Source organism: Mesorhizobium jarvisii (genome assembly GCF_003601985.1).
Lineage (GTDB): Bacteria > Pseudomonadota > Alphaproteobacteria > Rhizobiales > Rhizobiaceae > Mesorhizobium > Mesorhizobium jarvisii.
This window is the reverse complement of the sequence record NZ_QZXA01000002.1, coordinates 545817-572205: the sequence shown is the minus strand read 5'-3', so window position 1 is coordinate 572205 and position 26389 is coordinate 545817. Positions and strand designations below refer to the sequence as shown.

The 26389-nt window shown below is 62.0% G+C and carries 21 protein-coding genes and 2 tRNA genes; 8 read left to right on the top strand and 15 right to left on the bottom strand.

The features are described from left to right. Window positions 1-5 precede the first annotated feature (5 nt). The 4 genes from nagZ to D3242_RS06515 all read right to left on the bottom strand — a co-directional run bounded on the left by nagZ (window position 6) and on the right by D3242_RS06515 (window position 7748). Window positions 6-1025 carry a beta-N-acetylhexosaminidase gene (gene nagZ, locus D3242_RS06530; protein ID WP_064984141.1) on the bottom strand — a complete coding sequence of 340 codons (1020 nt, stop codon included), beginning with the start codon at window positions 1023-1025 and terminating at the stop codon, window positions 6-8. 151 nt (window positions 1026-1176) lie between these two features. Continuing rightward, a complete protein-coding gene (locus D3242_RS06525) occupies window positions 1177-4611 on the bottom strand; it encodes an SPOR domain-containing protein (RefSeq protein WP_064984140.1) in 3435 nt (1144 codons plus the stop codon). Between the two features lie 103 nt (window positions 4612-4714). Then, window positions 4715-6472: an arginine--tRNA ligase gene (gene argS, locus D3242_RS06520; RefSeq protein ID WP_064984138.1), complete on the bottom strand. Its 1758-nt coding sequence runs from the start codon at window positions 6470-6472 to the stop codon at window positions 4715-4717. Window positions 6473-6533: 61 nt separating this feature from the next. After that, on the bottom strand, window positions 6534-7748 hold the full coding sequence (locus D3242_RS06515) for a deoxyguanosinetriphosphate triphosphohydrolase (protein WP_019858568.1): 1215 nt from the start codon (window positions 7746-7748) through the stop codon (window positions 6534-6536). A gap of 76 nt (window positions 7749-7824) precedes the next feature. On the opposite strand from D3242_RS06515, the gene erpA reads away from it, so the two are divergent. The 4 genes from erpA (at window position 7825) to D3242_RS06495 (ending at window position 9762) form a co-directional block, all read left to right on the top strand. Beyond that, on the top strand, window positions 7825-8172 hold the full coding sequence (gene erpA, locus D3242_RS06510; RefSeq protein ID WP_038647252.1) for an iron-sulfur cluster insertion protein ErpA: 348 nt from the start codon (window positions 7825-7827) through the stop codon (window positions 8170-8172). A gap of 4 nt (window positions 8173-8176) precedes the next feature. After that, window positions 8177-8569: a VOC family protein gene (locus tag D3242_RS06505; RefSeq protein ID WP_064984136.1), complete on the top strand. Its 393-nt coding sequence runs from the start codon at window positions 8177-8179 to the stop codon at window positions 8567-8569. Between the two features lie 7 nt (window positions 8570-8576). After that, window positions 8577-9371 carry an exodeoxyribonuclease III gene (gene xth, locus D3242_RS06500; protein WP_019858572.1) on the top strand — a complete coding sequence of 265 codons (795 nt, stop codon included), beginning with the start codon at window positions 8577-8579 and terminating at the stop codon, window positions 9369-9371. A 91-nt stretch (window positions 9372-9462) separates the two neighbouring features. Then, entirely contained in the window at window positions 9463-9762 is a 300-nt protein-coding gene (locus tag D3242_RS06495; protein ID WP_064984135.1) for a hypothetical protein, read from the top strand. A 49-nt stretch (window positions 9763-9811) separates the two neighbouring features. Here the strand turns inward: D3242_RS06495 and D3242_RS06490 are convergent, their stop codons facing one another. The 5 genes from D3242_RS06490 to D3242_RS06470 all read right to left on the bottom strand — a co-directional run bounded on the left by D3242_RS06490 (window position 9812) and on the right by D3242_RS06470 (window position 18635). Further along, window positions 9812-10642 (bottom strand): tetratricopeptide repeat protein, encoded by an 831-nt coding sequence (locus D3242_RS06490; RefSeq protein WP_019858575.1) that lies wholly within the window; start codon window positions 10640-10642, stop codon window positions 9812-9814. Further along, the gene (gene ilvD / locus D3242_RS06485) at window positions 10629-12353 is read right to left on the bottom strand and encodes a dihydroxy-acid dehydratase (RefSeq protein ID WP_027046917.1); all 1725 of its coding nucleotides are present in this window, start codon (window positions 12351-12353) and stop codon (window positions 10629-10631) included. The genes D3242_RS06490 and ilvD overlap by 14 nt, the downstream gene beginning before the upstream one ends. Window positions 12354-12643: 290 nt before the next feature. Continuing rightward, window positions 12644-13936, bottom strand: coding sequence for an OmpP1/FadL family transporter (locus D3242_RS06480; protein ID WP_064984132.1), 1293 nt, complete (start codon window positions 13934-13936; stop codon window positions 12644-12646). A 389-nt stretch (window positions 13937-14325) separates the two neighbouring features. Next, window positions 14326-15492 (bottom strand): outer membrane protein transport protein, encoded by a 1167-nt coding sequence (locus tag D3242_RS06475; protein WP_019858578.1) that lies wholly within the window; start codon window positions 15490-15492, stop codon window positions 14326-14328. Window positions 15493-15851: 359 nt separating this feature from the next. Next, the gene (locus D3242_RS06470; RefSeq protein WP_038647259.1) at window positions 15852-18635 is read right to left on the bottom strand and encodes a valine--tRNA ligase; all 2784 of its coding nucleotides are present in this window, start codon (window positions 18633-18635) and stop codon (window positions 15852-15854) included. Between the two features lie 265 nt (window positions 18636-18900). Here D3242_RS06470 and D3242_RS06465 point away from each other — a divergent pair, with 265 nt between their 5' ends. Continuing rightward, entirely contained in the window at window positions 18901-19533 is a 633-nt protein-coding gene (locus D3242_RS06465; RefSeq protein ID WP_019858581.1) for a bleomycin resistance protein, read from the top strand. 59 nt (window positions 19534-19592) lie between these two features. Here D3242_RS06465 and D3242_RS06460 read toward each other — a convergent pair whose 3' ends face one another. From D3242_RS06460 to D3242_RS06440, 5 genes are all read right to left on the bottom strand, one after another. Continuing rightward, on the bottom strand, window positions 19593-20426 hold the full coding sequence (locus tag D3242_RS06460; protein WP_064984130.1) for a PopZ family protein: 834 nt from the start codon (window positions 20424-20426) through the stop codon (window positions 19593-19595). A 303-nt stretch (window positions 20427-20729) separates the two neighbouring features. Further along, a complete protein-coding gene (locus tag D3242_RS06455) occupies window positions 20730-22115 on the bottom strand; it encodes a TolC family outer membrane protein (protein WP_027046920.1) in 1386 nt (461 codons plus the stop codon). Between the two features lie 179 nt (window positions 22116-22294). Further along, window positions 22295-22963 (bottom strand): protein-L-isoaspartate O-methyltransferase family protein, encoded by a 669-nt coding sequence (locus tag D3242_RS06450; protein WP_019858585.1) that lies wholly within the window; start codon window positions 22961-22963, stop codon window positions 22295-22297. A 91-nt stretch (window positions 22964-23054) separates the two neighbouring features. Beyond that, window positions 23055-23128, bottom strand: a tRNA-Cys gene (locus D3242_RS06445). Between the two features lie 493 nt (window positions 23129-23621). After that, a complete protein-coding gene (locus D3242_RS06440; RefSeq protein ID WP_019858587.1) occupies window positions 23622-23909 on the bottom strand; it encodes a hypothetical protein in 288 nt (95 codons plus the stop codon). A 222-nt stretch (window positions 23910-24131) separates the two neighbouring features. On the opposite strand from D3242_RS06440, the gene D3242_RS06435 reads away from it, so the two are divergent. The 3 genes from D3242_RS06435 (at window position 24132) to D3242_RS06425 (ending at window position 25085) form a co-directional block, all read left to right on the top strand. Beyond that, window positions 24132-24206 (top strand) — tRNA-Asn (locus D3242_RS06435). A gap of 173 nt (window positions 24207-24379) precedes the next feature. Continuing rightward, window positions 24380-24577: a hypothetical protein gene (locus D3242_RS06430; protein WP_147377453.1), complete on the top strand. Its 198-nt coding sequence runs from the start codon at window positions 24380-24382 to the stop codon at window positions 24575-24577. Window positions 24578-24860: 283 nt separating this feature from the next. Further along, the gene (locus D3242_RS06425) at window positions 24861-25085 is read left to right on the top strand and encodes a hypothetical protein (RefSeq protein ID WP_038647287.1); all 225 of its coding nucleotides are present in this window, start codon (window positions 24861-24863) and stop codon (window positions 25083-25085) included. Between the two features lie 255 nt (window positions 25086-25340). Here D3242_RS06425 and D3242_RS06420 read toward each other — a convergent pair whose 3' ends face one another. Further along, window positions 25341-25664 (bottom strand): hypothetical protein, encoded by a 324-nt coding sequence (locus tag D3242_RS06420; protein ID WP_038647289.1) that lies wholly within the window; start codon window positions 25662-25664, stop codon window positions 25341-25343. Window positions 25665-26389: the final 725 nt, after the last annotated feature.

Sequence of the window (26389 nt, the reverse complement as noted above, 5' to 3'; positions counted from 1 at the left end):
CTTGGTTAGGCCACCGCATCGAAATAGGTGGCGAATTCGGCCCGTATCTCGGTTTCCTCGGCCGCGTCGCGTTTCCTTATATAGGTCAGCGCCCGCTTTGCACGCTCCAGCGACTTGCCTTCAAGCCCCGTGGTGCGCGACGCAATGCCTGCCATCTCCCCGAAAACGCCGTTGCAGTGAAGGACCAGATCGCAGCCCGCCGCAAGGATCGACGCCGCCTTTGTCGGGAAATCCCCAGAAAGTGCCTTCATCGAGGTGTCGTCGCTCATCAGGAGCCCGTCAAAGCCGATGTCGCGGCGGATGATCTCGTCGATGACCTTGCCGGATGTCGTCGCCGGGTTCTTGGGATCGATGGCGCTGTAGACCACATGCGCAGTCATCGCCATCGGCAGGTCGTTGAGCTCCCGGAACGGGGCAAAGTCATGCCGCTGCAAATCGCTGAGCGAGGCGTCGACAACAGGCAGCTCGAAATGCGTGTCGGCAAAGGCCCGTCCATGCCCCGGAATGTGTTTCATCACGGGCAGCACGCCGCCCGACATCAGGCCTTCGGCGGCGGCACGGCCGAGTTCGATGACCGCGCGCGGCTCCTTGCCATAGGCGCGCGCGCCGATGACGTCGCTGGCGCCTTCGATCGGCACGTCGAGCACCGGCAGGCAATCCGCGGTGATGCCGTAGCGCAGCAGGTCGAAGGCATGCAGGCGCGCCATCAGCCAGGCAGCGCGGGCACCGGCGTCATGATCGTCGCGCCACAGCGCGCCGAGCGCGCCGCCCGCCGGATAGTTCGGCGCCAGCGGCGGCCGCAAGCGTTGTACCCTGCCGCCTTCCTGGTCGATGAAAACCAGCGCGTCCGGGCGCCCGATACAATCGCGCATCTCGGCGACGAGATCGCGGATCTGTTCGGTCTCGCCGATGTTGCGGGCAAACAGGATGAAGGCCCATGGGCATTCATTGCGATAGAAATTGATTTCTTCGCGGGTGAGCGATTTCCCGGCACAGCCGAGGATCATGGATTTTGATTCGGTCATATCAGGAGTCTAGGGCTTCACGCGGCCAAAGGGAATCGTCTGGAAATACATGCGGTCCAACGCCGGAAATGCTTCCACATGAAAAAGCGCTGGGCGCATGAAAAAGCCGGCGCGACCTTGGGCCGCGCCGGCTTTGATGGGTTGAACGCTCCTAGCGCGAGACGAAGCAGTTGCCGCCGGCGGCCTTGTAGCTGGTGCACAAATTGATGGCATCGTTGCGTGACTGGGCCACGACGCGGACGCGGTAGAACGTGCCCTTGCCGGCAATCTCGGCCTTGACGATGTTGGCGGTGCGGCCGGCAAGCACGCTGCCATAGCGGCGCTGCAGGTCCTGGTAGGTCGACTGGGCGCTTTCCACCGTCGGCTGCGAAGCAACCTGCATCGACCACGAACCGCTACCGGTCGCCGTCGTTGCCGGGTCGATGGATGCGACCTGATCGGGCTTCACCTCGCCGACGACGTCGACGGGCTGGTCGGACGGACGCTGCGGCGCGATCGCAACCTTGGCCGGAGTATTGGCCGACTGCGCCTTGGCCGGTTTGGCCACCGGCTTGAGGGCCGGCTCGTCGCCCGACTGGGCCGCGGCGGGCGCCACGGTGCCGGTCTGGTCGGCATCGGCGGACGGCGCGACATGCTGCGGCGCCGGATCGCTCGGCTCAGCGGCCGCCACCTGCGGCGCGGCCGGCGCCGGATCCTCGCGCGGCACCAGCGAGCCGTCCGATTTGACCACCATCGTCCTCACCTTGCGTGGTGCGACGGCGACGACATCGGTGTTGTTGCCCTTGTCGGTATCCTGCAGCACCTGCGCGATGCGATCCTCTGACTTGGGCGCGGGCGCCGCATTGTCGGCCGGAGCAAGATTGCCAGCCGGCGCAGCACTGGCGGTCGGCGCAGCATTGGCGGCCGGCGCGGCATTGGCGGTTGGCGCCGCATTGCCGTCATCGGCTCCGCCGACGGCAGCACCCTGCCCGGCAGAAAGATCGACGGCACGGTTCGGATCCTTGGCCTGCACATCCACGGGGACCTCCGTGTTGGTGACAAGCTTCTGCTGCACCGGCTCGGCCGGCTTCGCGCCCTTGACCACCGCGTCGTAGACCTTGTTGTCCTGGTTCGGCACCACGGTGCCGCCCGGATTTTCCGGCTTGACCTTGATCGGCGAATTGTCGGCCTTGACGATGACAGGCGCGTCGCTGCCGCCCTTGCCGCCGAAAGACAGCGCAAAGGCGCCAAGACCGCCTGCGACCGCCACGGCACCGACGATTGCCGCGATGAACAGGCCACGGCGGCCAGACGACCTTGCCGCTTCCCGCTCGCCGAGACCCGGAACGGACATTGCCTCGTCCAGTTCAGGATCATAGTCGAGCTCATCGACGGTGAAATCGTCCGCCTGCGAGACCGGCTGGCTGCCGGGCAGACTGTCGAGGTCGAAGCCGTCGGCGGCGTCTGCATAGCCTGTGTTCGCTGCAGCACGGGCGGGCATTTCCGCCGGCCGCGCCGCATAGGTCCGCGCTTCCGGCTGAAGGGCCGGTTTGACCCCGCCATAACCCGGTTTGACCCCGTCATAACCCGGTTTGGGTTCTTCATATGCCGGCGCCTGATAGGCCGATTTGAATCCGCCATCAAAGGATTCATCGGCATAGGCAGCGCTGCTTGCGGGCGCGGCTGGAGCTGGCGCGACCTCCACCGAATTCATTTCCGTCAGCAGGCTGGCGAACTCTGCGTCGAGATCGTCATAGCCTGATGCGGCCGGTTCATCTTCCTCGAAATGCAGTTCCGGGATGTCGAGATCGTCCGCCAGCGCCACGACGCGCTCCGGCACATCCACCGTTTCGACATCGGGCATCTCTTCTTCGTAGTGCGAGGACGGTCGCGGCTGCGGCGCCGATACGGGCGCCGCCGCAACCGGCTCGGGCGCGCGATAGGGCGGCACCACAGCCGCCGCCGGGGCCATTTCAGGCGCGGTCGTCCTTGCCGTCATGGAAGCGGCCGGCTGCGCGGCGAATGCAGGCTGCTGGGGAACCGGTGTCACACGGCTCCACGAACGGGTCGGCTCGGTCGGCGCGGAGCGATCGGCCAGCCAATCGACGGAATCGGCCTGATCCTGCCGCCAAGCTGCCTCGTCGCGCGGATCGAGATTCTCGGCCAGGGCCGCGTCGAACGCATCATCGTCGAAATCGATGTCGCCATGATCGGCAGCGTCCGCGCCCAGCTCGTGACCCTGAAGCTCATCGACCAGCGGATCGTCGAGATCGGCATCGGCGGCGTGAGCCGCGCTGGAGGCATGCGTATCCTCGGTCGCATGTTCGTCGAGATCCCAGTCGAGATCGGCAGGCTCCTCGGCGGCCTTTGCCGGCGCGGGAACATACGACCGAACGGGAGCAGCGGCCGGCTGAGCCGCAACGGGTTGAGCGGCGACGGGCTCGGGCTCCTTGACCGACGGCAGCGTGCGCGCCGTCATGGCGCCCAGAAGCGCGTTCAACTCGTCTTCGAGGCTACGTTCGTCCGCCACGGGGGCCGGTGCCGGCTCAGCCATGATGGTTGCCGGAGCTGCCGGAGCTACCGGCTGGACCGCGGCAGCGGCAACCTCGGCGACCGGCTCTTCGGCAGGCTCGGCGAACGCGTTGTCCATGTTCCGATCGAAATCATCTTCCGAAACGGCTTCGGAGCCCGAGAACTCGTCCCTCGCATCCAAGGCATAAGAGGGCACTTCGAGCGCTTCCGCCGCGTCAAAGGCCACGGGCTCGTCCGCCTGGACGTCAAAATCCGTGTCGACATCCGCCATGGCGTCGTCGAAATGCCCCTCGAAATCCTCGTCGGCAATCGCCGGAGCTTCATTCGCGACGGCCAGCACCGGCTCCAGATAGTCGACCGCGGCCGCAGCCGCATGGGGCTGATCCGCCGAATGGTCGTCAAGCATCAGCTCGTCTTCGAGCGAAATCGCCACCGCGTCGTCGAATTCGTGCGCGCCGGCCGGCTCGACAGCCACCGGCATTTCCGCAACCGCATGCTGGGGCTCGACGGCTTCGTCCTCGATCTCAGCGGCATGGTCCTCGACGTGGAAATCCTGGTCAAGCGACGCGGCAAGCTCGTCTTCCATCGGCAGGTCGTCCTCGAAGGGCGAAACGTCTTCGAGCGAACTGGCAACGGCATTGTCGAAATCGGCGTCGAAGGCAGGCTCGACGGACGGCGCGGCTTCGGCATCGCCGGGGTGGGCATGGCTGGCGACGGGCCCATGCTCGTCGGCACCCGTGAGGTCCAGATGGAAATCGTCGTCGAGCGACAGCGCAAGTTCGTCGTCGGCCGCGTGTGTGGGGGCCGTTTCGAATGCCGGCTCATGAGCCTCGACAACCGGAGCGGCGACGCTGTCGCCAGCGTCGAACTCGCCCATCAATTCCTTTTCGAGGTCGATGTCGAAATCGTCCTCTTGCACGGGCTGACTGGTGGCAGCGGCCTGCGGCTCGACCCGCGCCTGCTGCTTGACTGGCTGGCGTGGGTCGAATCCCATGATCCTGGTCAGTTCCGCGAACGGATCATCGTCAGCGATGTCGTTGTTGTCGGCTACTCTCAGCTGGGTTCTGTCTGCCATTATTGTTCCCGAACTCGCACTCATTCGGACGCCATGGACGTCGCGCAGGGTTGGCCCTTACCAGCGCAATGTGGGCAAAAGGTGACAGGTTTTTTAGTCAAACCTAACGCATTTCGGTGGGCGCAGCGGCTCCGATCAACGTCAGGCCGGACGTCAGAACGTCCGAAACAGCCTGCACCAGCCCTAGTCTGGCATGCGTCAATTGTCGGTCGTTAACCTTAACAAAACGTAAGTCCGGATTATCCGTACCCCGGTTCCAGTGTCCGTGGAAACTGGAAGCCAGATCATAAAGGTAAAATGCCAGCCTATGCGGCTCCAGCGCAAGAGCCGCGGATTCGATCAGGCGTGGATATTCGGCGAGCTTGCGGATCAGGCCGATCTCGCCCTCGTCGGTCAGCGAAGCCGCCGCGGCAGCCAGGCTTTTGCGATCGAAATTCGCCTCGCCCAGTTGCTCGCTTGCCTGCCGGAACACCGAATGGCAGCGCGCCGAAGCGTACTGCACGTAAAACACCGGATTGTCCTTGGACTGTTCGGTGACTTTGGCGAAATCGAAATCCAGCGGCGCGTCATTCTTGCGGAACAGCATCATGAACCGCACCGCGTCACGGCCCACCTCTTCAATGACTTCCCGCGCCGTGACGAAATTCCCAGCCCTTTTTCCCATTCGCACCGGCTCGCCGTCGCGAAACAGCTTGACCAGATTGCAAAGCAGGACCGTGAGCTTCACCTTGCCGCCGGTAATCGCCCGCGCCAAGGCCTCGAGCCGCTTGACGTAGCCGCCATGGTCGGCGCCAAGCACGTAGATCAGGTCGACGAAGCCGCGATCGACCTTGTCCTTCAGATACGCCACGTCGGCGGCGAAATAGGTGAACGACCCGTCCGACTTGACCAGCGCCCGGTCCATGTCGTCGCCGACCGCCGTCGAGCGGAACAGCGTCTGCTCGCGATCTTCCCAATCGTCCGGCTTCTCGCCTTTGGGCGGCGGCAGCTTGCCCTTGTAGATATGTCCCTTCAGCGTCAGGTCGTTGATCGCCGAACGGATCTTCCTGGCATTGTCAGCGTGCAGCGTGCGTTCGGAGAAGAACACGTCGTGATGCACGTTGAGCAGCGCCAGGTCATCGCGGATCATCGCCATCATCGCGTCGATCGCGCGGTCCTTGACGATGGCGAGCGCCTCATCCTCCGGCATCTGGAGCAGGCCGCGGCCGAACTCTCTCGCCAGCGCCTGGCCGAGAGGAACCAGATAATCGCCGGGATAAAGGCCGGGCGGAATCTCGCCAATGTCGTCGCCGAGCGCCTCACGGTACCGCAGGATGACCGACCGGCCGAGCACGTCGATCTGTCCGCCGGCATCGTTGATGACATATTCCTTGGTCACGTCGTAACCGGCGAACGCCATCAGATTGGCCAGCGCATCGCCGACAACCGCGCCCCGGCAATGGCCGACATGCATCGGCCCAGTCGGGTTGGCCGAGACATATTCGACATTGGTTTTCCGGCCGGCGCCGATAGTCGAGCGGCCGTAATTGCGCCCCTCGCCCAGAAGCGCCGACAGATGCGCCTGCCAGAAGCCGTCCTTGAGCCGCAGATTGACAAAGCCGGGGCCGGCAACCTCGGCGGCGGCGACATCCTTGTCATCGCGCAACGCCAACGCCAGCCTTTCAGCCAGAGCGCGCGGGTTCTGGCCGGTGGGCTTGGCCAGCACCATCGCCGCATTGGTCGCGAGATCGCCATGGCTGGCGTCGCGCGGCGGTTCGACGGCAATGCGCGACAGGTCGGGCGAAACGCCGTCCTTGTCTTTCAGATCAAGCGCTTCGACAGCCTTTGTGACTCGCGCGGTGAAATCGGCGAAGATGTTCATGGGTACTGCTCTGGCGGTTTTAGGCGAATCCGGCTCGCTGGCCGGCAAAATCGCGCTCGCCCTAGCTCAAATCCGGGGTGCGGTCAAACAAACGCCTGTGTTCCTTGAGCGCATAGGTGTCGGTCATCCCTGCCAGGAAATCGGCGACGCTGCGCGCCTTGATGCGATCCTCGGCCCGGTCCAGCCCCTCGCGCCAGCCGTCCGGCATGGCGCGCGGGTCGGCGAAATAGACGTCGAACAGATCCCTGACGATCTGCTCGGCACCGGCGCGCACCCGCATCACCTCCTCGTGCCGGTAGAGGTGCTTGTAGAGAAACGCCTTCAGTTCCTTCTCGGCCGCGGCCATCCCAGCGGAAAAGCTCACCATCGTCTCGCCCGCCGCCCTCACCGCGTCGGCGCTGCGCGGCCCGACGCGTTCCAGATTTGCCGTCGCGGCAACGATGACATCCTCGACCATGGCGGTGATCTGCCGCCGCATCAGTTCGTGACCGGTGCGCACGTCATCGAGCCTGGGATAGCGTTGGCGCACGCCCTCGAGGATTTTCCCGGGCAGCGAGACGGTTTTCAGCATGTCCAGCGTCAGCAGCCCTGCCCGTAGCCCGTCATCGATGTCATGCGTGTTGTAGGCGATGTCGTCGGCGATCGCCGCGCACTGCGCCTCGATGCCGGCGAACCGGTCGAGTTCGAGATCCTGCAATTGCGAATAATCGCGGATCGCTTGCGGCACCGGCCCTTTCAGGCTTTTGCCAGTGCTGTCCATCAGCGGGCCATTGTGCTTGACTAGGCCCTCCAGCGTCTCCCAGGTCAGGTTCAGCCCGTCGAATTCGGCGTAGCGCGCCTCCAGCCTCGTCACGATGCGCAGCGACTGGGCGTTGTGATCAAAACCGCCCCAGGCCGCCATCTTGTCGTTCAGCGCGTCCTCGCCCGTATGACCGAAGGGCGTGTGGCCGAAATCATGCACCAGCGCCACCGCCTCGGCGAGATCCTCGTCGCCGCGCAGTGCCCGCGCCAGCGCACGCGCGATCTGCGCCACTTCGATCGAATGGGTCAGTCTTGTGCGGTAATGGTCGCCTTCATGGGCGATGAAGACTTGCGTCTTGTGCTTGAGCCGCCGGAACGCCGTGGAGTGGATGATGCGGTCGCGGTCGCGCTGGAACGGCGTGCGGGTCGGGCTCTCGACCTCGTCGAACAGCCGTCCGCGCGACTTCGCCGGATCTGTGGCATAGGCCGCGCGCGGCCGATAACCGAACCCGATGTCGCCCAACTCATTGGTCATGGCTGATGCTGCCGCAGTTGACTTGGCCCCTCGCGCTTCATACCTATCATGTGAAACCGAAAGCAAGGTGACGCCCATGGGCGCTGATGCCAAGACCGCGATGAAAGTCGACATGACCGAGGCCGCCGCCAGGCGGATCGCCAAGATTGTCTCTGGCGAGGCCGGCAAGACGGCGTTGCGCGTTTCCGTCGAAGGCGGCGGCTGCTCCGGATTTTCCTACAAATTCGATCTGGTCGACACGCGCAACGACGACGACGTCGCCGTCGAGAAGGACGGCGCGACCGTGCTGATCGACGATTTGTCGCTGGTCTATATGGGCGGCTCGGTGATCGATTTCGTCGACGATCTGATGGGCCAGTCCTTCCAGATCCGCAATCCGAACGCTGTCGCCTCCTGCGGCTGCGGCACGAGCTTCTCCGTCTAACGGCATGCCTGCCATCGGCGCGGTCCGTCAGGTCGCGCTGTCGGCCGGACGCGATCTTGATTCGACGCTGGCCTTCTGGCGTGACGTGCTCGGCATGGGCGTTCATGCCCGGTACGATCCGCCGGGCATTGCCTTCATCATGGCCGGCAATGTGAGGCTGCTGTTCACCGACGGCGTTCCGGCCGGCATAGTCTATCTCGACATTAGGGGCCTCGAAGCCTTCCACGCCAAGGCGAAAGCCGCGGGCGTCCCCTTCACCGCGCCACCGGGGCTCGTGCATCGCGATACCGAAGGCACCTTCGGACCGCCGGGGGAAAGCGAGTGGATGGCCTTCCTAAAGGACCCGGCAGGCAATACGATCGGCCTGGTCGAACGCCACCCGTCGCAGGAAGAATAAGGCCGCCATGAAAATCGTCACCTGGAACATCAACGGCGTTCGCGCCCGCATCGGCAATCTCACTCATTGGCTGACCGAGAGCGCGCCCGACATCGTCTGCTTGCAGGAGATCAAGACGGTCGACGAGCAGTTCCCGCGCGCCGAGATCGAGGCGCTTGGCTACAACGTCGAAACCCATGGCCAGAAAGGTTTCAACGGCGTGGCGCTGCTATCGAAACTGCGCTTTGACGAGGTCACCAGAGGCCTGCCGGGCGACGAGGCCGACGAACAGGCGCGCTTCATCGAAGGTGTGTTCTCGACCGACAAGGGCGCGTTGCGCGTCGCCTCGCTCTATCTGCCGAACGGCAATCCGATCGATGACGACAAAAAATTCCCCTACAAGCTGAACTGGATGGAGCGGCTGGAGCGCTGGGCCGAAGAGCGGCTGAGGCTGGAAGAGGCGCTTGTGCTGGCCGGCGACTACAACGTCATTCCCGAGCCGATCGACGCACGCTTTCCGGAAAACTGGCTGGGCGACGCGCTGTTCCAGCCGCAGACGCGGCAGGCCTTCCGCCGGCTGCTCAATCTCGGTTTCACCGAAGCGGTGCGCGCGGTCACCGATGCACCCGACACCTACACCTTCTGGGACTATCAGGCCGGCGCCTGGCAGAAGAACAACGGCATCCGCATCGACCATCTGCTGCTGTCGCCGGAAGCCGCCAACCGCTTCTCGTCGGCCTCGATCGAAAAGCATGTGCGCGCCTGGGAAAAACCGTCCGATCACGTGCCGGTGGCGATCGATCTCGCCCTGCAGCCGGCCTGACCGGGGTCCTTCTGCCGTCGATTTGTCTGGACGTTGTATCGCCACAAATCGGGCGCACGATGGACAATCATCATGGCGGCTGGGGTTCCCCATGACCATTCGATTTGTTGCTTGTCCGATCGGCTTGGCATTTGCCACGGCCGCCATGGTGCCTGCTTTCGCCGCCCCGGAATGTCTTGCCAATGGAAAGTCCTATCCGGTCGGCCAGGTCGCCTGCCTGACGGTTGCCGACCAGAGCCATCTGGCGCGCTGCGAGATGGTGCTCAACAACACATCCTGGACGAAGATCGGCGACAGCTGCCCCGGAAACACGATGGCGCCGCACCTGCACGTAACGCCGATCTCGACGCCCGCGCCCAGCATGGTGCCGACGGAGCCAACCGAGAATTGATTTTCTGACTGACTGATCTCCCCCTGTTGGAGGAGAACGGCAGACGACCTTATTGGTCTGCGTTGGTGGTGCCCTTGGTCAGGATGTCATCGGCCAGCGAAATCGCCGTGCGCCGGTCGGCCTCGCCGGCGGCAGCAAAAGCCTCTTCCTGCATGCCACGGATCCAGGGCTGATCGGCAGGGGACGCGCGCTCGAGTGCGGCGGTCATCATCGCCAGGCCGCGAACGATCTTGCCGCTCTGGAACAAGAGATGGCCAAGCGTCGCCTGCGCGCCGGCATGGCCCTTTTCGGCGGCGAGCTGGAACCAGCGCCCGGCCTGCTTGACGCTGGCCTTCACGCCGCCCTCGCCCTTCAGGAACATCTGCCCCATCTCGAACTGGGCGTTCGGGTTGCGGTAGTTGGCGGCGGCGCGCATGTAATATTCCTGTGCCGCCACCTCGTTCTCGGTGACCGGGCTGCCCGGAATGCCCTTGCGCAGATAATCGCCGAGCGCCACCAGCGCGTCGGAGACGTAGCTCTCTTCCGGCGAACCGGGCTCGACATCCTGGTCGACGATCTCGGAGAAGAACTTGAACGCCTCATAGTCGTCGCGCGCCACGCCGTCGCCCTCTGCATACATGCGGGCAAGTTTCCAGGTGGCGCCGATCTGGCCGTTTTCGGCGGCGTATTTATAGGCTTCGGCGGCCTGTTCCTTGTGGCCGTTCTTGTAGGCGGAGAAGCCGAACTGGAACACCGCCCAGGGGCTGGACTGCGGCTTCACGCCGGTCTTGTCGTCGAACACCTTGTCGTCAAAGGCCACAGCCTGGCCCACGGCGCCAAAGATCGCCGCAGCGACCAGTGCCGGAAGGACAGATGACCTCAACAACTCAGATATCCGCATAGCAGTGTGTTTCTTTCGCACCGCCCGGATGGGTGACCGCGCCATCTCTGGCCGACCCGACCGTCTGTGCGTATTTCCATATCGCGCCCGACTGGTAGTCGGTCGTGCGTGCCTTCCATGTCTTGGCCCGCGCCGCCAGTTCGCTATCCGACAGCGCCACTTCGATCGTGCCGTTCACGGCGTCGATCGAAATCACGTCACCATCCCGGATCAGGCCGATCGGGCCGCCCACCGCCGCTTCCGGTCCGACATGGCCGATGCAGAAGCCGCGCGTCGCGCCCGAGAAGCGGCCGTCGGTGATCAGCGCCACCTTGCCGCCCATGCCCTGGCCGTAGAGCGCTGCCGTCGTCGACAGCATCTCGCGCATGCCGGGACCGCCGCGCGGCCCTTCGTAGCGAATGACCAGAACCTCGCCTTCCCTGTAGTTGCGATGCGTCACCGCCTCGAAACATTCCTCTTCCGAATCGAAGCAGCGCGCCGGGCCGGAGAATTTCAACTCCGCCATGCCCGCGACCTTCACGATCGCGCCTTCGGGGGCAAGGTTTCCCTTCAAGCCCACGACGCCGCCGGTTTGGGTAATTGGTCTGTTGGCCGGGCGGACCACATCCTGGTGTTCATTCCAGGCAACGTGCTCCATGTTTTCGGCCAAAGTGCGGCCAGTGACCGTCAGGCAATCGCCGTGCAGATAGCCGTGGTCGAGCAACGTCCTCATCAACAGCGGAATGCCGCCGGCCTCGAACATGTCCTTGGCGACATATTTGCCGCCAGGCTTGAGGTCGGCGATGTAGGGCGTCTTCTCGAAAATCTTCGCGACATCGAAGAGATCGAATTTGATGCCTGCCTCATGTGCGATCGCCGGCAGATGCAGGGCAGCATTGGTCGAGCCGCCGGTGGCGGAAACCACGGTCGCCGCGTTCTCCAGCGCCTTCAGCGTGACGATGTCGCGCGGCCGGATGTTCTTGGCAATCAGCTCCATGATCTTTTCGCCGGAGGCGAAATTGAAGCGGTCGCGCATTTCGTAAGGCGCCGGCGCGCCGCAGGAATATGGCAGCGCCAGGCCGATCGCCTCGGCGACGGTCGCCATGGTGTTGGCGGTGAACTGGGCGCCGCAGGAACCGGCCGACGGACAGGCGGCTTGCTCGATCTCGAGCAGTTCGGCATCGCCGATCGTGCCGACCGAATGCTGGCCGACCGCCTCGAACACATCCTGCACGGTGATCTGGCGGCCGCGATAGCTGCCGGGCAGGATCGAACCGCCATAGATGAAGATCGACGGCACGTTGAGCCGCACCATGGCCATCATCATGCCGGGCAGCGACTTGTCGCAGCCGGCGAGGCCGACCAGCGCATCGTAGCAATGGCCGCGCATGGTGAGTTCGACCGAATCGGCGATGACCTCGCGCGACACCAGCGACGACTTCATGCCCTGGTGGCCCATGGCAATGCCGTCGGTGACGGTGATGGTGCAGAATTCGCGCGGCGTTCCATTGGCAGCGGCGACGCCCTTCTTGACCACTTGCGCCTGGCGCATCAACGAGATGTTGCAGGGGGCGGCTTCGTTCCAGCAGGAGGCAACGCCGACCAGCGGCTGCGCGATCTCGGCGGCGGAAAGCCCCATGGCATAGAGATAGGACCGGTGCGGCGCACGCGCCGGACCGACAGTCACATAGCGGCTAGGGAGCTTAGCCTTTGAAATGACCTTGGCGTCCATTCTCATCCTTGCCGCGGGCGGTGCGGCCTGCCCCATCGCCGAGCCTTTTGGCGCGTGTCCCGAGACAAGTTCGAGGTGCGCCGGGTTTATGGCGGGAAATGGGCAATTTGCCCGGCCTGACTTCTAGCGCAGGGGTTGTTCAGAAAGTGTTGCCAAAACGTCACAATCGCACGAGGCGGTCCCGGTGCGGCTTATATGCAACGCAGCTTGGATACCGGAATCACCGACGATGCCGGCCCAGACGAAAAAGGCCGGGCAATGCCCGGCCTTTTAAAAGGATTTTCAATATCTTAGAACTTGATCTTGAGACCCCCGGAAATCGCCGTGACGAGATCGTTGCCGAAGTCATAGCTGACGTCGGTGCCGGCCGGATAACCGTTCTCATCCGTGAGCACCCCTGAATGGCCGCTGGTCAGCACACCTATCGCGCCAGCCAGGCGAAGTTCGATGTTCGGTCGCGGCGTGTAGGCCACCCCGCCGCCCAACGTCCAGGTATCGCTCTGATCACCGTAACCATGCGACGTACCACGGTCCCATGAAATCTGCACGGCGCCGCTCCATTGCTCATTGAACTGATGACCAATGCCGCCGGTGACCGTCCAGCCATCACGGTACATCAAGTCGAGCGAGGTTAGCCTGACAGGGCTGGGGGAAACTGACGTACAGGGTGCGATACCTTTGCTTGCCGTTGAGCAGATCGGAATACTTTGCAGCACGCTCCAATTGACCCACTTGATCGAACCGAAAGCGAGCCAACCAGGAGCGATGCCTGATTGAAGCTTTAATTCCACGGAATCCGGCATCTTCGCCGAACCGTAAATGTCTGTCACAGCCGAAGAACCAGGAGGCAGGAAAGCCGCGATCGGAGCCAAGGATGTGGTATCGAGCGTGCCCGAAATGTTGTCGAGTTTGACCTGCGAATTGTAAACGAGACTGGCACGCAAAGCGATGTCGGGAATTTCGTAGGCGATACCGGCTCGCCATCCCCAGCCGTCTGCCTTCAGATCGACACGACCGACGAAATTGGCGGGGACAGGGAAGACGCCTGACAGGTCAGGAACACCGCCAATATAGCTTGTCTTGAAGCCGTAGACTTCTTGATAGAACGCGCCGCCGATGAAGCGAAGCTGGCCCTTGCCGACATCCATCTTGTAAGAGCAGGTGCCAGCGTAATTGTTGCTCTTGATGTTGGTTTCGATGTTGGAATACGAGCCGTTCCAAATACCCGGGCTCGAACTCGCCCCCCATGGCTGCGAGTAATCAAGCAGGCAGTCCACGCCGTGGCCGAGTGACGCCTTTACGCCAAAGTAAGGCACCCAATAGTCGTCCGTGTTGCGCGTCGAGCTATTGCCGCTAAGCGGGGCCGGGTTTCCCGACGTGTCGACCGCGTTCTTTAGTTTGCGGTGTGGTGAAACATAGGTCGCGTCAGTGTTCACGGTAAACGGCGCCGGATCGAACAGCAGATCGATGTCGTAGCCACCTCGTTCAATGCCGCCGGCATGCGCCCCGTTTATCGTGGTGCCGACCAAAGCAAGCGAAAAGCACCCCGCCCCCAGCAGTGCTTTCAGACGCAGATTGTACATGAATCGCCTCCCCGAATTCGAGCACGACCCAAGCAAAACCACTTGCACGGCTAACACAACAACGATTTCAAGAGGCGTACACGTACGTATTCAGCGATTGCGTTCTGCGTCGCGGTGTCGGGCGACATGAACCAAGTAAAATTGCCGATTTTCGAGTGCATCCCCATAAAAATCCGGAGAAAATCAGCCAAAACCGCGCAAAAAGGTGTCCTGAAGGCCAATCTGGGCGCTGTAGCATTATGGCAACATCGTGCCAAAAAAGCTTCCGTTTACGTCAAGAGCACCTTAGTTAAGCAACTGCTTTTGGAGCGACGGCGCACCCATGGGAGTCGGAGGCCGAAAAGAAAAGGCCGGGCAATGCCCGGCCTTTTCTCAACAAATCAAAGGCGTTACCACTTGATGCTGTAACCAGCCGAGAGTGCATAGCCCCAATCACCGTCCACGGAACGGTTGAAGCCATTTCGCGGGTCGGGGCTGCCAGGAACATAACTGTTGTTGTATTGGGTCTCGGAAACGGAGGCCAGATAGACTGCCGCTACACCCAGGCGCAATTCGCCACCCAACTTGTCCTTCATCGAAACACCCGTGCCGATCGTATAGCTGTCGCCAGTCAGGTCCCAACCAGTGCTAACGCCGCGGTCATAGGATGCAAAAACAGTCCCTGAGATCTGATCGTTGAACTTATGACCGATGCCGCCGGTGACCGTCCAACCGTCACGCCAGAAATACAGATTGCCGCTGTTCAACGCCAACGCCGGCACGTTCAGCATCAGCGTTTCCGTAACAGACCAATCCGTCCACTTCACGCTACCGTAGGCGAGCCAGCCCGGAGCGATACCAGTTTGCGCCTTGAATTCGACTGATTGGGGAAAGTTGGCTTCCCCCGTTGCTCCGCCGGGAAGAGCCCCTCCCAGAAAGCTTGCCGTACCGGAGGCATTGATGTCGACGCCAGAGCGGTACATCAATTGGGTGCGGAGCGCGATTTCCGGAATTTCATAAGCAATGCCGGCACGCCAACCGATATTGCTGTCATGCAGGCTGACGCCAAGGACGGGTATGCTTGTCCCCAAAGGAGCACCGGCAACGAGCCGGTAGTCGGTGACTTCGTTGTAGACGCCACCAATAAGCCAGATACGGCCTTTGCTGAGATCGAACTTCAACCCGCAAGTCGCACCATATTCATACATGGTGAAGTCTTCATTCAGCTTGCCGAGCGTGCCGCTCGAACGCGACCACGTCGCGTTACCGCCATATGATTGCGTGAGAGTGCCGGCACAGGAGAGACTGTCTGACAGCTTGAACTTAACGGCGGCCGATGGAATGGCGTAACTGTCCGCGTAGTTCTCCCCGACCAGATAGGGATTCATCGGGTTCACCGAATATTTCCGGGTCGGCGCGACATAGGTCACGCTGGTGCGCATATTGAAATTGCCGTCTTCAAAAAGAATATCGGTATCGGCGGTGCCGCGCGAAAAACCGCCAGCGTGCGCCGAGCCCATCAAAGTCAGCGAAAAGCACCCTGCCCCCAGCAGTGCTTTCAGACGCAAATTGTTCATGGATGTCCTCCCCGAATAACTAGTGCGTCAAGCTAGAGCCAATTCAGGTTAACGGTGCAATAACGAATTCGCGGGGCGTACATGTACATGCTCGCCAAAGGCATTTTCGACAAAATGCAGTTAGGTATCGCAAGGCCGAAAAACGGTCCTGCGCGTGCTTATCCGACCGAAAAATGAGGAAGATTCGTTTCAAGAGGCTCAAAAATAGCCATTTTCAGGGGCTTTCGGCCCCATTGTTACATTATGGCAACAATGGGGCTGAAACTTCCGTTTACGTCAAAATTAACGCAACGGAATGCCTACTTTCGAGGCAAAAGGATCGTCATTTTAGAGATGACTAAGGTCCAGCGAATCTATCCTCAACCGGCATCGCGAACCCTGGTCAACGCCACCGAGAGCTTGTCCTGCGCGTCGCGATATTCGGCGAGCTTTTCGCGCTCGGCGTCGACGATCTCGGCCGGGGCGCTGGCGACGAATCTTTCATTCGAAAGCTTCTTGTGCAGGCGCGCGATCTCCTCGGTCACCTTGGCCAGTTCCTTCTGCAGCCGGGCAGCCTCGGCGGAGAGATCGATCAGGCTGCCGAGCGGCAGGCAGATTGTCGCCTCGTTGAGGACGATCTGCGCCGCGCCCTTGGGAGCCGTGTCGGCCAACGAGATGTCGCCGACGCGGGCCAGCCGCTTGATCGCCGAGTCCTCGCGAACCAGCCGCTCGCGCGTCACATCATTGGCGCCGACCACGACCAGCGGCGCGATCGCCGCCGGCGGCACGTTCATCTCGGAACGCACCGAGCGGATGCCGGAGACCAGGTCGACCAGCCAGTTGATGTCGGCGGCGGCATCCGCGTCCTCGAAGTCGGGCGACGGCCAAGCGGCGTGACACAACAGCGAATCGCGCTCCTTGCCCTCGCCCGCCGTCTGCGCCCACAGCTCTTCCGTCATGAACGGCATCATCGGATGCAGGAGCTTGTAGATTTCGTCGAGCACGAAGGCGACGCAGGCGCGGCTCTCGGCCTTGGCCGCCTCGTCCGTGCCCATGAACACCGGCTTCAAGAGTTCCAGATACCAGTCGCAGAACAGGTTCCAGACGAAGCGGTAGGCAGATCCTGCCGCTTCGTTGAAGCGGTATGAAGTGATGCCGTCGGTGATCTCGCGCGCGGCCCGCGTCAACTCAGTCAGGATCCAGCGGTTGACCGCAAGCTTGGCATCATTCAGCCAGAAATCGTCGTTGCGCGCGACTTCGTTCATCTCGGCGAAGCGCGTCGCGTTCCACAGCTTGGTGCCGAAATTGCGGTAGCCGGCGATGCGCGCCGGGTCGAGCTTCACGTCGCGCCCTTGTGCCGCCATCACGGTCAAGGTGAAGCGCAACGCATCGGCGCCATATTCATCGATGAGGTCGAGCGGATCGATGACGTTGCCTTTCGACTTCGACATCTTGGCACCGTTCTTGTCGCGCACCAACGCGTGAACATAGACGGTGTGGAACGGCTCCTCGTCCATGAAATGCAAGCCCATCATCATCATGCGGGCAACCCAGAAGAAGATGATGTCGAAGCCGGTCACCAGCACGTCGGTCTGGTAATATGTCTTCAGCTCCGGCGTCTGGTCCGGCCAGCCCAAAGTCGAGAATGGCCACAGCGCCGAGGAGAACCAGGTGTCGAGCACATCCTCGTCGCGGTTCAGGATCTCGCCCGGCTGGAAGTTTTCCAGCTTGTCCTCGACCCAGGCCTTCCACGGGCCTTCGAGCGCCAGGTAATATTCGATCGCCGCGCTCAGCGCCTCTTCCTCGGTCTTCTCGACGAAGACGCGCCCATCCGGCCCGTACCAGGCCGGAATCTGATGGCCCCACCACAGCTGGCGCGAGATGCACCAGGGCTGGATGTTCTCCATCCAGTCGAAATAGGTCTTTTCCCAATTCTTCGGCACGAAGTTGGTACGGCCTTCGCGCACGGAGGCGATCGCCGGCTTGGCCAGTTCCGCCGCGTTGGCGTACCACTGCTCGGTCAGGAACGGCTCGATCGGCACGCCGCCGCGGTCGCCATGCGGCACGGCATGGCGATGTGGCTCGACCTTTTCCAGGAAGCCGCCTTCTTCCATCAGATCAACGATCTTCTTGCGCGCGACGAAACGGTCGAGCCCGTCAAGCTCGTCCCAGACGGCCTGGCGCTCCGGCGTCGCATCGAGACCGGCGAGGAAGTCTTCATTGTCCTTCAACTTGATGGCGGCTTCGATGGTCAGGATGTTGATCGCCGGCAGCTTGTGGCGCTTGCCGACCTCGAAGTCATTGAAATCATGCGCCGGCGTGATCTTGACCGCGCCCGAGCCCTTTTCGGGGTCTGAATACTCGTCCGCGACCACTGGGATTTTTCTGCCGACGATCGGCAGCACGACGTTCTTGCCGACCAGATGCCGGTACCGCTCGTCATCCGGATGCACCGCCACCGCCGTATCGCCCAGCATCGTTTCCGGGCGCGTGGTCGCGACCGTGATGAAGGTTTTCGGATTTTCCGGATCGAAGGTCTCGCCCTCCAAGGGATAGCGGAAGTGCCAGAGATTGCCGTTGACCTCGTGCTGCTCGACCTCGAGGTCGGAGATCGCGGTTAAAAGTCTCGGGTCCCAGTTCACAAGGCGCTTGTCCTTGTAGATCAGCCCTTCCTTGTAGAGGGTGACGAAGACTTCGAGCACGGCCTTGGACAGGCCTTCATCCATGGTGAAGCGCTCGCGCGACCAGTCGGCAGAGGCGCCGAGCCGCTTCAGCTGGTTGAAGATGGTGCCGCCGGATTCGGCCTTCCACTCCCACACTTTCTCGATGAACTGCTCGCGCGTCAGGTCGCGGCGGTGAATCTGCTTCTCCATCAGCTGCCGCTCGACCACCATCTGCGTGGCGATGCCGGCATGGTCCATGCCCGGCTGCCACAACACGTTCTTGCCGCGCATGCGCTCGAAGCGCACCAGAATGTCCTGCAGCGTGTTGTTGAGCGCATGGCCCATATGCAGCGAGCCGGTGACGTTGGGCGGCGGAATGACGATGGTGAAGGCTTCGGCCCCCTCTTCCGCCCCGGCGCCGGCGCGGAAGGCGTCCGCCTCTTCCCACACTTTGGCGATCTTCGGCTCGACGGTCTTTGCGTCGTAGGTCTTTTCAAGCATGGGGAAACGGTCCGCGCTGTCGGGATTTTGCTGGTTCGGTGTAAATCGGAAGGTCTTGGCCAAGTCAACCGCAAGGGCCGCCTCGGTTCACCAGAAGCAAATAGTCGCTCCCGCCCACATTTCAACGGAGGGTCGTGGCGCTCGGCACTCGCAGCTTGACCGCCGGGCGTCGTAGCCATACCGTGCGGACGCTGCAGTAGGGCGCATCGGCTTCCGGCCGGAGGGGCATTGCCCGCCTACGCCACCTCAACCCCGCAATGCGCCCATGCCGACCCTCGAACACCACAAGAAACAGGCCAAGCTCTATCTCAAATGGCACCGCGAGCGGTACTATCCCGTCGCCGCTGTGATTGGATGGCTCTTGCCGCGTTTTCACGATCTCAGCGACAGCCAGATCCTCGATCACGGCTTCAAGCTTGCCGATGCCCAGGAACTCGTCGCCAGAAAGTCAGGTTTCGAGAGCTGGCAGGCGCTGAAGGAAGGCCTTCAAACCGTGACCGATCATGCAGCAACAGACGCCGCGAAACCGCATCTCGCCTTTGCCGAGCCACAGCTGTTTGTCAGCGACATCGTAGCGGCCTGTAATTTCTATCGGCAAAAGCTCGGCTTCGAGACGCGCTTCACCTATGGCGAGCCGCCCTTCTACGCCCAAATCATCCGCGATGGCGCACGGCTCAACCTGCGCCATGTCGACAAGCCTCCACTCGCCGCCAATTCGACCGATGACCTACTGGCGGCGACGATCGTCGTCGACAACATCAAGGCCCTGTTTCTGGAGTGTCAGGCGGCCACGGCCCCGTTTCACCAGACATTGCGGACCGAACCCTGGGGCGCTCGCACGTTCATCGTCAAGGACCTCGACGGCAACCTCATCTGCTTCGCGACCAGCGCGGGCTGACCTCATCGACAAAAACGCCGCCTCACGGGCGGCGTTTCGAGAGTGATCGTTGGAGGAGATTACTGCGCGCCGCGCGCCACGCGCTCGATCTCCTCGCGCACCAGGCGCTCGACCAGCGTCGGCAGATTGTTGTCCAACCAGTCCTGCAGCATCGGCCGCAGCATCTCCTCGGCCATCTCGTCGAATGTCTTCTTGCTGCGGCTGGCAAAGGCATCGGACAACTCGCCGAAGGCCGCCGCGACCTGCCGGCCCGTGTGTTCGGAGAGGATTGCCGGGCGCGCCGCGGGCGCCTCATTTGCCCCCGCGCGCGCCTGGGCGTCGTCTGCCGGAGCCTCGTTTGAAGACGGCCGTTCGAACGCAGCCTCCACCACCGGTTCACTCGCCGGCGCTTCGGGCTGGGCGACCGGCTTGCGGATGCCCGGTATCGCTTTCGCCTGCTCTCCGACCGCCGCGATCTCGCGCCGCCAATCGGCAACGATGGCATCGCTTGTCGCGCTGGCCTGCGGGGCGGCCGGCGCTTCGGTCGCTGTGACGGGCGCCGGCTCCGCGGCGATCCTGGCGCTGACCTCGGCAAGCGTCATCGACGGCTTGAGCGGCACGGGATCGGCGCGCGTCTGCGATTCCATGCGCGCAATCACCGGCTCGGGCGACGGCGCCTGGACTTCCGCGAGCGCGACCGGCTTCCTGGTTTCGGGGGCAGCATGCAACTCGGCGCGAAAAGCATCGACATCGGCGGCGGGAGCCTCGCCCGGCGACGGCTCAAGATCCTGCCGCAGCTCTTCGGTCTCGCCCGGCTGCTTGCGACCGTTGTCGCTGTCCTCGATGATCCTCCTGATGGAAGCCAGTATCTCTTCCATGGAAGGTTCGCGCTGTGCGCTGCTTGCCGTTGCCATCGTCACATCCGCCGCCCTTGTGACCTGTTACTCTTCCGCTCCGGCAGAAGCCGGATTCGAATCATGGCGACAGCGTAACCGACGGATCGCTGCACGAGAATCCCCAATCTGGGGACATGTGGGATTTCAACAGATTAGAAGCAATTCCGGGAAAAGTGTGAAAACGGCTTTCCCGGGAAAGCGCATAGCGCTTTCCCTCGGGAATTGCGTCAATGCAAAGGAATAGAGCAGGAAACCAGAGCGGAACCGGTTTCAAGCCAGGTTCCGCTCAGACGGGCCCGACACAAGTCGAGCCTCAGGCGTTTAGCGGCCGTCCGGCGTACGCACGCCGATCCACTTGTCCTTGACAGCGTTGTAGTGCTCTTCGGGCTTGTACTTGGTAACCTGCAAGGCAAGCCGGTCGACCGACAGGCGACCCATCGCCGACAGGATGGCATAGCTCGCCACCACCACATCGTGTTCGGAATTGGCCTGGTTGATCTTGGCGGTGATGACGGCGGCCTGCGCGTTGAGGACGTCGAGCGTGGTCCTCTGGCCGACATTGCGCTCTTCGATGACGCCGTTCAGCGCCAGTTGCGCGGCGTCGATCACTTGCTTGTTGGCCGAGACGCTCTGCTGCGCGGCGGTGTATTGCGACCATGCGGTGGCAACGGCCTGGCGAACCTGGTCGCGGCTGACGTCGACCTGGATGCGGGCCTGGCCAAGCGATTCCTTGTTCTGCCGCACGACCGCCGAGGTCCGACCGCCCGAATAGATCGGAATGGTGAGCGTCGCACCGATATTGGCCGAGGTCGAATTGCCGTTGGAACCGGAAAGGTCGGGGATGGCGTTGCGGTAGTTTTCCGAAATGCCGGCCGACGCGGACAGCTGTGGCAACAGCGCGCCCTCCGCTGACTTCACCGAGAACGCCGCCGCGTCGACCAGATGCTGCGTAGCGAGAATGGCCGGGTGTTCATTAGCCCCGATCGCAATCGCCGCATCGAGGCTCGACGGCAGCAGCCTGCCCAACGGCGAAGCGGGCTTGAGCTTGCCCGGCTCGTCGCCGACGACCTGGTGGTAGGTCGCGGCACTGGCCAGCGCCTGCGCGCGGGCGGCACTCAGCGAGGCCACCGCCGAGGCACGCGACGCATCGGCCTGCGCGACATCGGTGCGCGTGCCCTCACCAACCTCGAAACGCGAGCGCGCGGCACGCGCCTGCTCGGTCAGGAACTGCAGGTTCTGCTCCGTCAGCACCGCGATCTGCCGATCCCGGATCACGTCCATATAGGCCGTGGCTGCGCTGAACAGCGTGTTCTCTTCGGTATTGCGCAGGCTCTCGACCGATGCCTTTACCTGGGCTTCAGCCGCCGCCACGTTGTTTTTCGTCTGAAAGCCGTCAAACAGCGACTGGTTGATCTGAATGCCGTAACCGCCACTCGTCAGCTTCGAATTACCGCCGCCATTTGCCTGGCGCGTGTTTGTATAATCGATGGAAGCCGATCCAGTAATCGTTGGGCGCCAGCCTGATTTGGCAATCGCCACGCCTTCGTCGGTGACGCGTACACCGGCGCGGGATGAATTCAGCGTGGAATTGTATTGATAAGCCTTGGCGAGCGCGCCTGTGATGGTTTCCGCCGAAGCGGTTAGTGGGGACAGCGCGGTCGCGGAGACGAGGACGGCGGCAAAAAAGCTCTTGGATACAGACGGCACGGGTATATCCCTCATTCGTTTCCCATGGGAACTACGCCGCTCCAGCTTCTCGTTAGAGCAGCCGGAGTGGCGTGTTTCATTCCCTGTCGCTCGGTCCCAAAGTGCCCCCAGTCTGGGATCGCAACGATTGTTCAAATGCAAGCGACCATGACAAAGCCTCTGCTGCAAGGCAAAATCATTCAGAATTCAAAAGCATGCTCACGTTCGAATCCAGGTAGTGGCTTAATTGCCGCATTAAATGCCCTTCTCCCGGTTACAACCCCCCCGGCCTTGAAAAAAAGTCGCGCAACGCCGGAATTGCCCCGCCCTTCGACCGCGACGAGTCGGCCGCCTTCGGCGAGCTGATCGAGCAACGACGCCGGCACTTTCTCGACGCTGCCGCCGATGAAGATGACGTCATAGGGTGCCTTGGCCGCATGACCCTGCGCCAGCGCGCCCTGGACCACGGTCACATTGCCGCAGCCAAGGCCGGAAAGCGTCGATGCCGCGGTTTGCGCCAGCGTCGAATCGCTTTCGAGCGCCACGACCGACCTCGCCAGCCGCGACAGGATGGCTGAGGCGTATCCGGTGCCACAGCCGACGTCGAGCGCCGAATCGGTCGCATTGATCTCGGCCAGCTGCATCAGCTTGGCCAGCGGCGATGCTTCCATCAGATAGCGCGCACCATCGGCGCCGTCGGCAATGCGGATGTCCTCGTCGATATAGGCGAGATCGCGCTGGCGGTCGGCAACGAAGACCTCGCGCGGCACGGTAAGCATGGCCTCCAGCAGCGGGGCGCTGGTCACGTCGGTGGTGCGAACCTGACCGTCGACCATCTTGACGCGAAGCTCGGAGAAATCAGCGCTCATGTTCCAACCAATCCGCTTGCCGCGCCAGAACCGCGGTTCATTTCGATGAGAACGTCAGGCTCCGGCGCTGAGCGCGCGGGAGCCCGGGTATTGGAGGCCTCGCCCGGAATCGAACCGGGGTGCAAGGATTTGCAGTCCTCTGCGTAACCACTCCGCCACGAGGCCTCGTTGCTCCCGGCGTTCCACCCGGTTCCAATAGGTTGCGGCGAAAATGGCGTCAAGCGGCCACCACGCATTCGGCGCGGTTTCCTCTGCAAGAATCCGACCCTCCACATCGATCGCCGTGGTCACAATGGGTCACGACGCATATTAGACGATCATTAAGTATACCAGGAGATCACGAGAAACTCCACGCCCCCCGCCACCGTTGAGAAACGAGGAGGATTTCGCCATGCGGCCGGCAACGCCCAACACCGGAACGAACGCCTGGGACGGCTTGTCGCGATCAGCATGCGAGGCGTTGCTGCGCCATGCCATCGACTGCCTGGCGATAGATGGCACCGCCAGGCTTTCGCCGCGGGACCGCGCGCGCCTGGCCTCGGCTGCCGCCGTTCTCAGGGAAATCCGCGAGGATTTGGGAAGAGGTGCGAACCGAAAAGCGGATTCGCCAAAATCCGAAACCCGAACAAGGGCATAACGCAGCGGAAGAACGGCATGGTCAAACGCCCGGTTTGGTGCCCGTCGTTCCATCCGGCCGACGCCGCCGCTCCCACCAGACGACGAAGCGACGCCGGTGGCGCCGCACCATGGCGAATTCATAGGAAAGCACCAGCAATCCGATCGGAACCATCCAGAAGCCAAGGATCGGCAGAAAGCCAAGAATGCCGCCGATGGTCAAGAGAATGCCGATCGTGATTCTGAGGCCGCGCGATTGCGGCATGGTGAATTCGCGGCCGAAAATCGAGATCTTTCGTGCCGGTATCCGGTTTTCGTCTGCTGCGGTCATCGCCAATGGCTGTCCATCTGGTCGCTCGAAAAAGCCTGTTTACGAAAGCCGCGACCGCCGTTTCGGTTCCGCGCCCATCGCCAAGACGGCTAATATGAGGGCGGACGCGGCCGATTGCGAGAAACCCGCCGCGCGAAAAAGTCTCGGAAAAAAGCGAAATGCTTCTTTGCAAAGGCGAAAGGTGTTTGCTATAGGCTGCGCCACTTGCTGAAGAGCATCCGTTCCCCGGTAGCTCAGTGGTAGAGCAACCGGCTGTTAACCGGTTGGTCGCTGGTTCGAATCCGGCCCGGGGAGCCAAACATTTTCAAACACTTAGGAATGATGCCTGCCTGAGCGCGAAATTGCGCTTTTGCCTTATGGGGCTACGTCTGGGCTACAATCGCCAATTTCCCCATCCCTTCCGGTCGTGATGTTGCTTTCGCACGCGTTCCTGCGCGACTATCCAACTTTCAATGAAAGGGGCTAGCGCGATGCCGTCCAAGGTTTGGAACGCTGTTGCGTCTGCGGCAGTTGGGGGCGTCGTCGGGATTGGCGGGACCGTCACCACCGGTGCTTTCGGATACCTCGACAATAACCGAGAGCTCGACATCGAGATGGTCAAAGTCGAGCTTTCGATTTTGGCAGGAGAAAACAAGGACACTTCCCTGCCAGGCCGAAAATTCGCCTAGCCGTTCGACTGCTCCGCATCGCGAACGTTCTAGGCGCCGCAGGGGACCGCGTCATAGACCAAGCAAAGCGGGAGATCGCCCAATGACCGCTCACGTCATAACGTTGGGACCTTTCGGTATGCCGGCGCGGATGAACCCGCCCGATGGCGCCAGTCAGTCGAGAAGCGTCTGAACAGCCTCCTAGAACGCGCCATGGGCCTGATTACGTCGTTCGTTCGCATGTTTCTCCTATATTAGCATTGCGGCATATACTTGCCATGCGGCGCCTAGAGCGGAGACCCAAATGGGCGGCTATAAGGCCTGGCATGATATTATTCACGACCATCAGGTCGAAAGTTTCGCTTCAGAGAACGGTTTGACTGCGGACCTGGTCTGGGAGTTGATCCTAAAACACGGTAACAGCCGCAAGGCCGTGATCAAAGCTGCTCAGGGCGCCCTCGAATCGGCCGGCGTCGAGTTCACCACCGAAAATGGCGGCGGCGCTGGGGTGAGGATCAGGAAGCCATGAGGTCTTCTTGATTGGAAACCCGCAATCGCAGAAGGCCCCGTTGGTGCTGTTTGTTGCCGGCCTGCGCGTTCCGCGATCGCACCATAGGCGCCGGCGGCAACCGCATATTAGCATGTCCTTGTGGCGGACATGTTTCCGCCTGGCCGGCGCCTTTTACCCCAACGCCCCCCGCCCAACGAGGCGTCGGCCCCCTTTCATCGTCGCTCGAAAGTCGGTTTCCAGTCGCGGCTCCGCTCCCGTTGCTGTCCCTCGTAGTCAGGAATGCAAGAACACCGGGCGCCGATCGCGGCCCGCGGCCTTGCAGTGCGAGCAGACGAACAGCCCGACAAGATCCTGATGCATTGAGCGGTGGCCGGGTTCAAGGCGGCCTGTGAGCGCTTGTATATCGAGTTTGGCCGATCGGCAGCACATGGAATGGCTGCAGTCGACGTAGACGCTTTCGCGTGCGGCAAGTGTATGGGCGAGAGTCTCGAGAGGCACGGCGATCTCCCTTGGGGGGCGCGGCAACCGGAGGATCATGTTTCTGATCTCGGTGACGATGGAAGCCGGCTTGCGCACGATTTGGAGAATCCCAGCCATCTATGGCATTGTATTTATTAACGCTAATATGAGGGGCGACCGACTTCGTGAGACATTCCGAAACCATCAGTTTTTGAAGCAGGAGCATGGCCGACACCAAACCGTCGCCCCCAACTGTGGAAATCAGCCAATCCCTAGGCGAGTGGGTTGTTAGGATCGTAACAACGGACGGCAACACCTATTCCAGAGCCTTCGAACGTGAGTCCGATGCCGTCGCTTTCGCTGTGAATCAGCGTTTGCATTTGGGATTGCAACTTCCGCCGCCTGACTAGTCGCCCTGAACTGGCACCTTGCTTAGGCCTTTGTCCTCCTGGACTGGCCCGGGTTCAGGAAGCCATCCCTTATCAGGTCCAACGCGTCGAGCGCGTCTTCATCCAACAAGTTTGTCAAGGGCACTCCACCCACGCGTACAACCTTGTTGTTGTCTATGTCGTAGACCTCCCAGAGCCCATCGCTGATTCTTCGGATTGCGTGCCGTCTCTCCATAAGGAGTCTCTAATAAACGAGTCACCGAAGCGCCAGCAAGAAAACTCGATCCAAAGAGTTAACGGTGGAAAACCATGCTCGCTTTGACAAGCTCCTGCGAATGACGCGCAAAGAGGCCGCGTCAGATCAAACTGGCAATCAGACGTTTCCAACAAGGCGAGTTCGCCGGCGCCATCATCTCAAATCGTCAACCACTTCCGAAAGTGAGCAAGGTTGAGTTTGTGGTCGAACGATGCTCG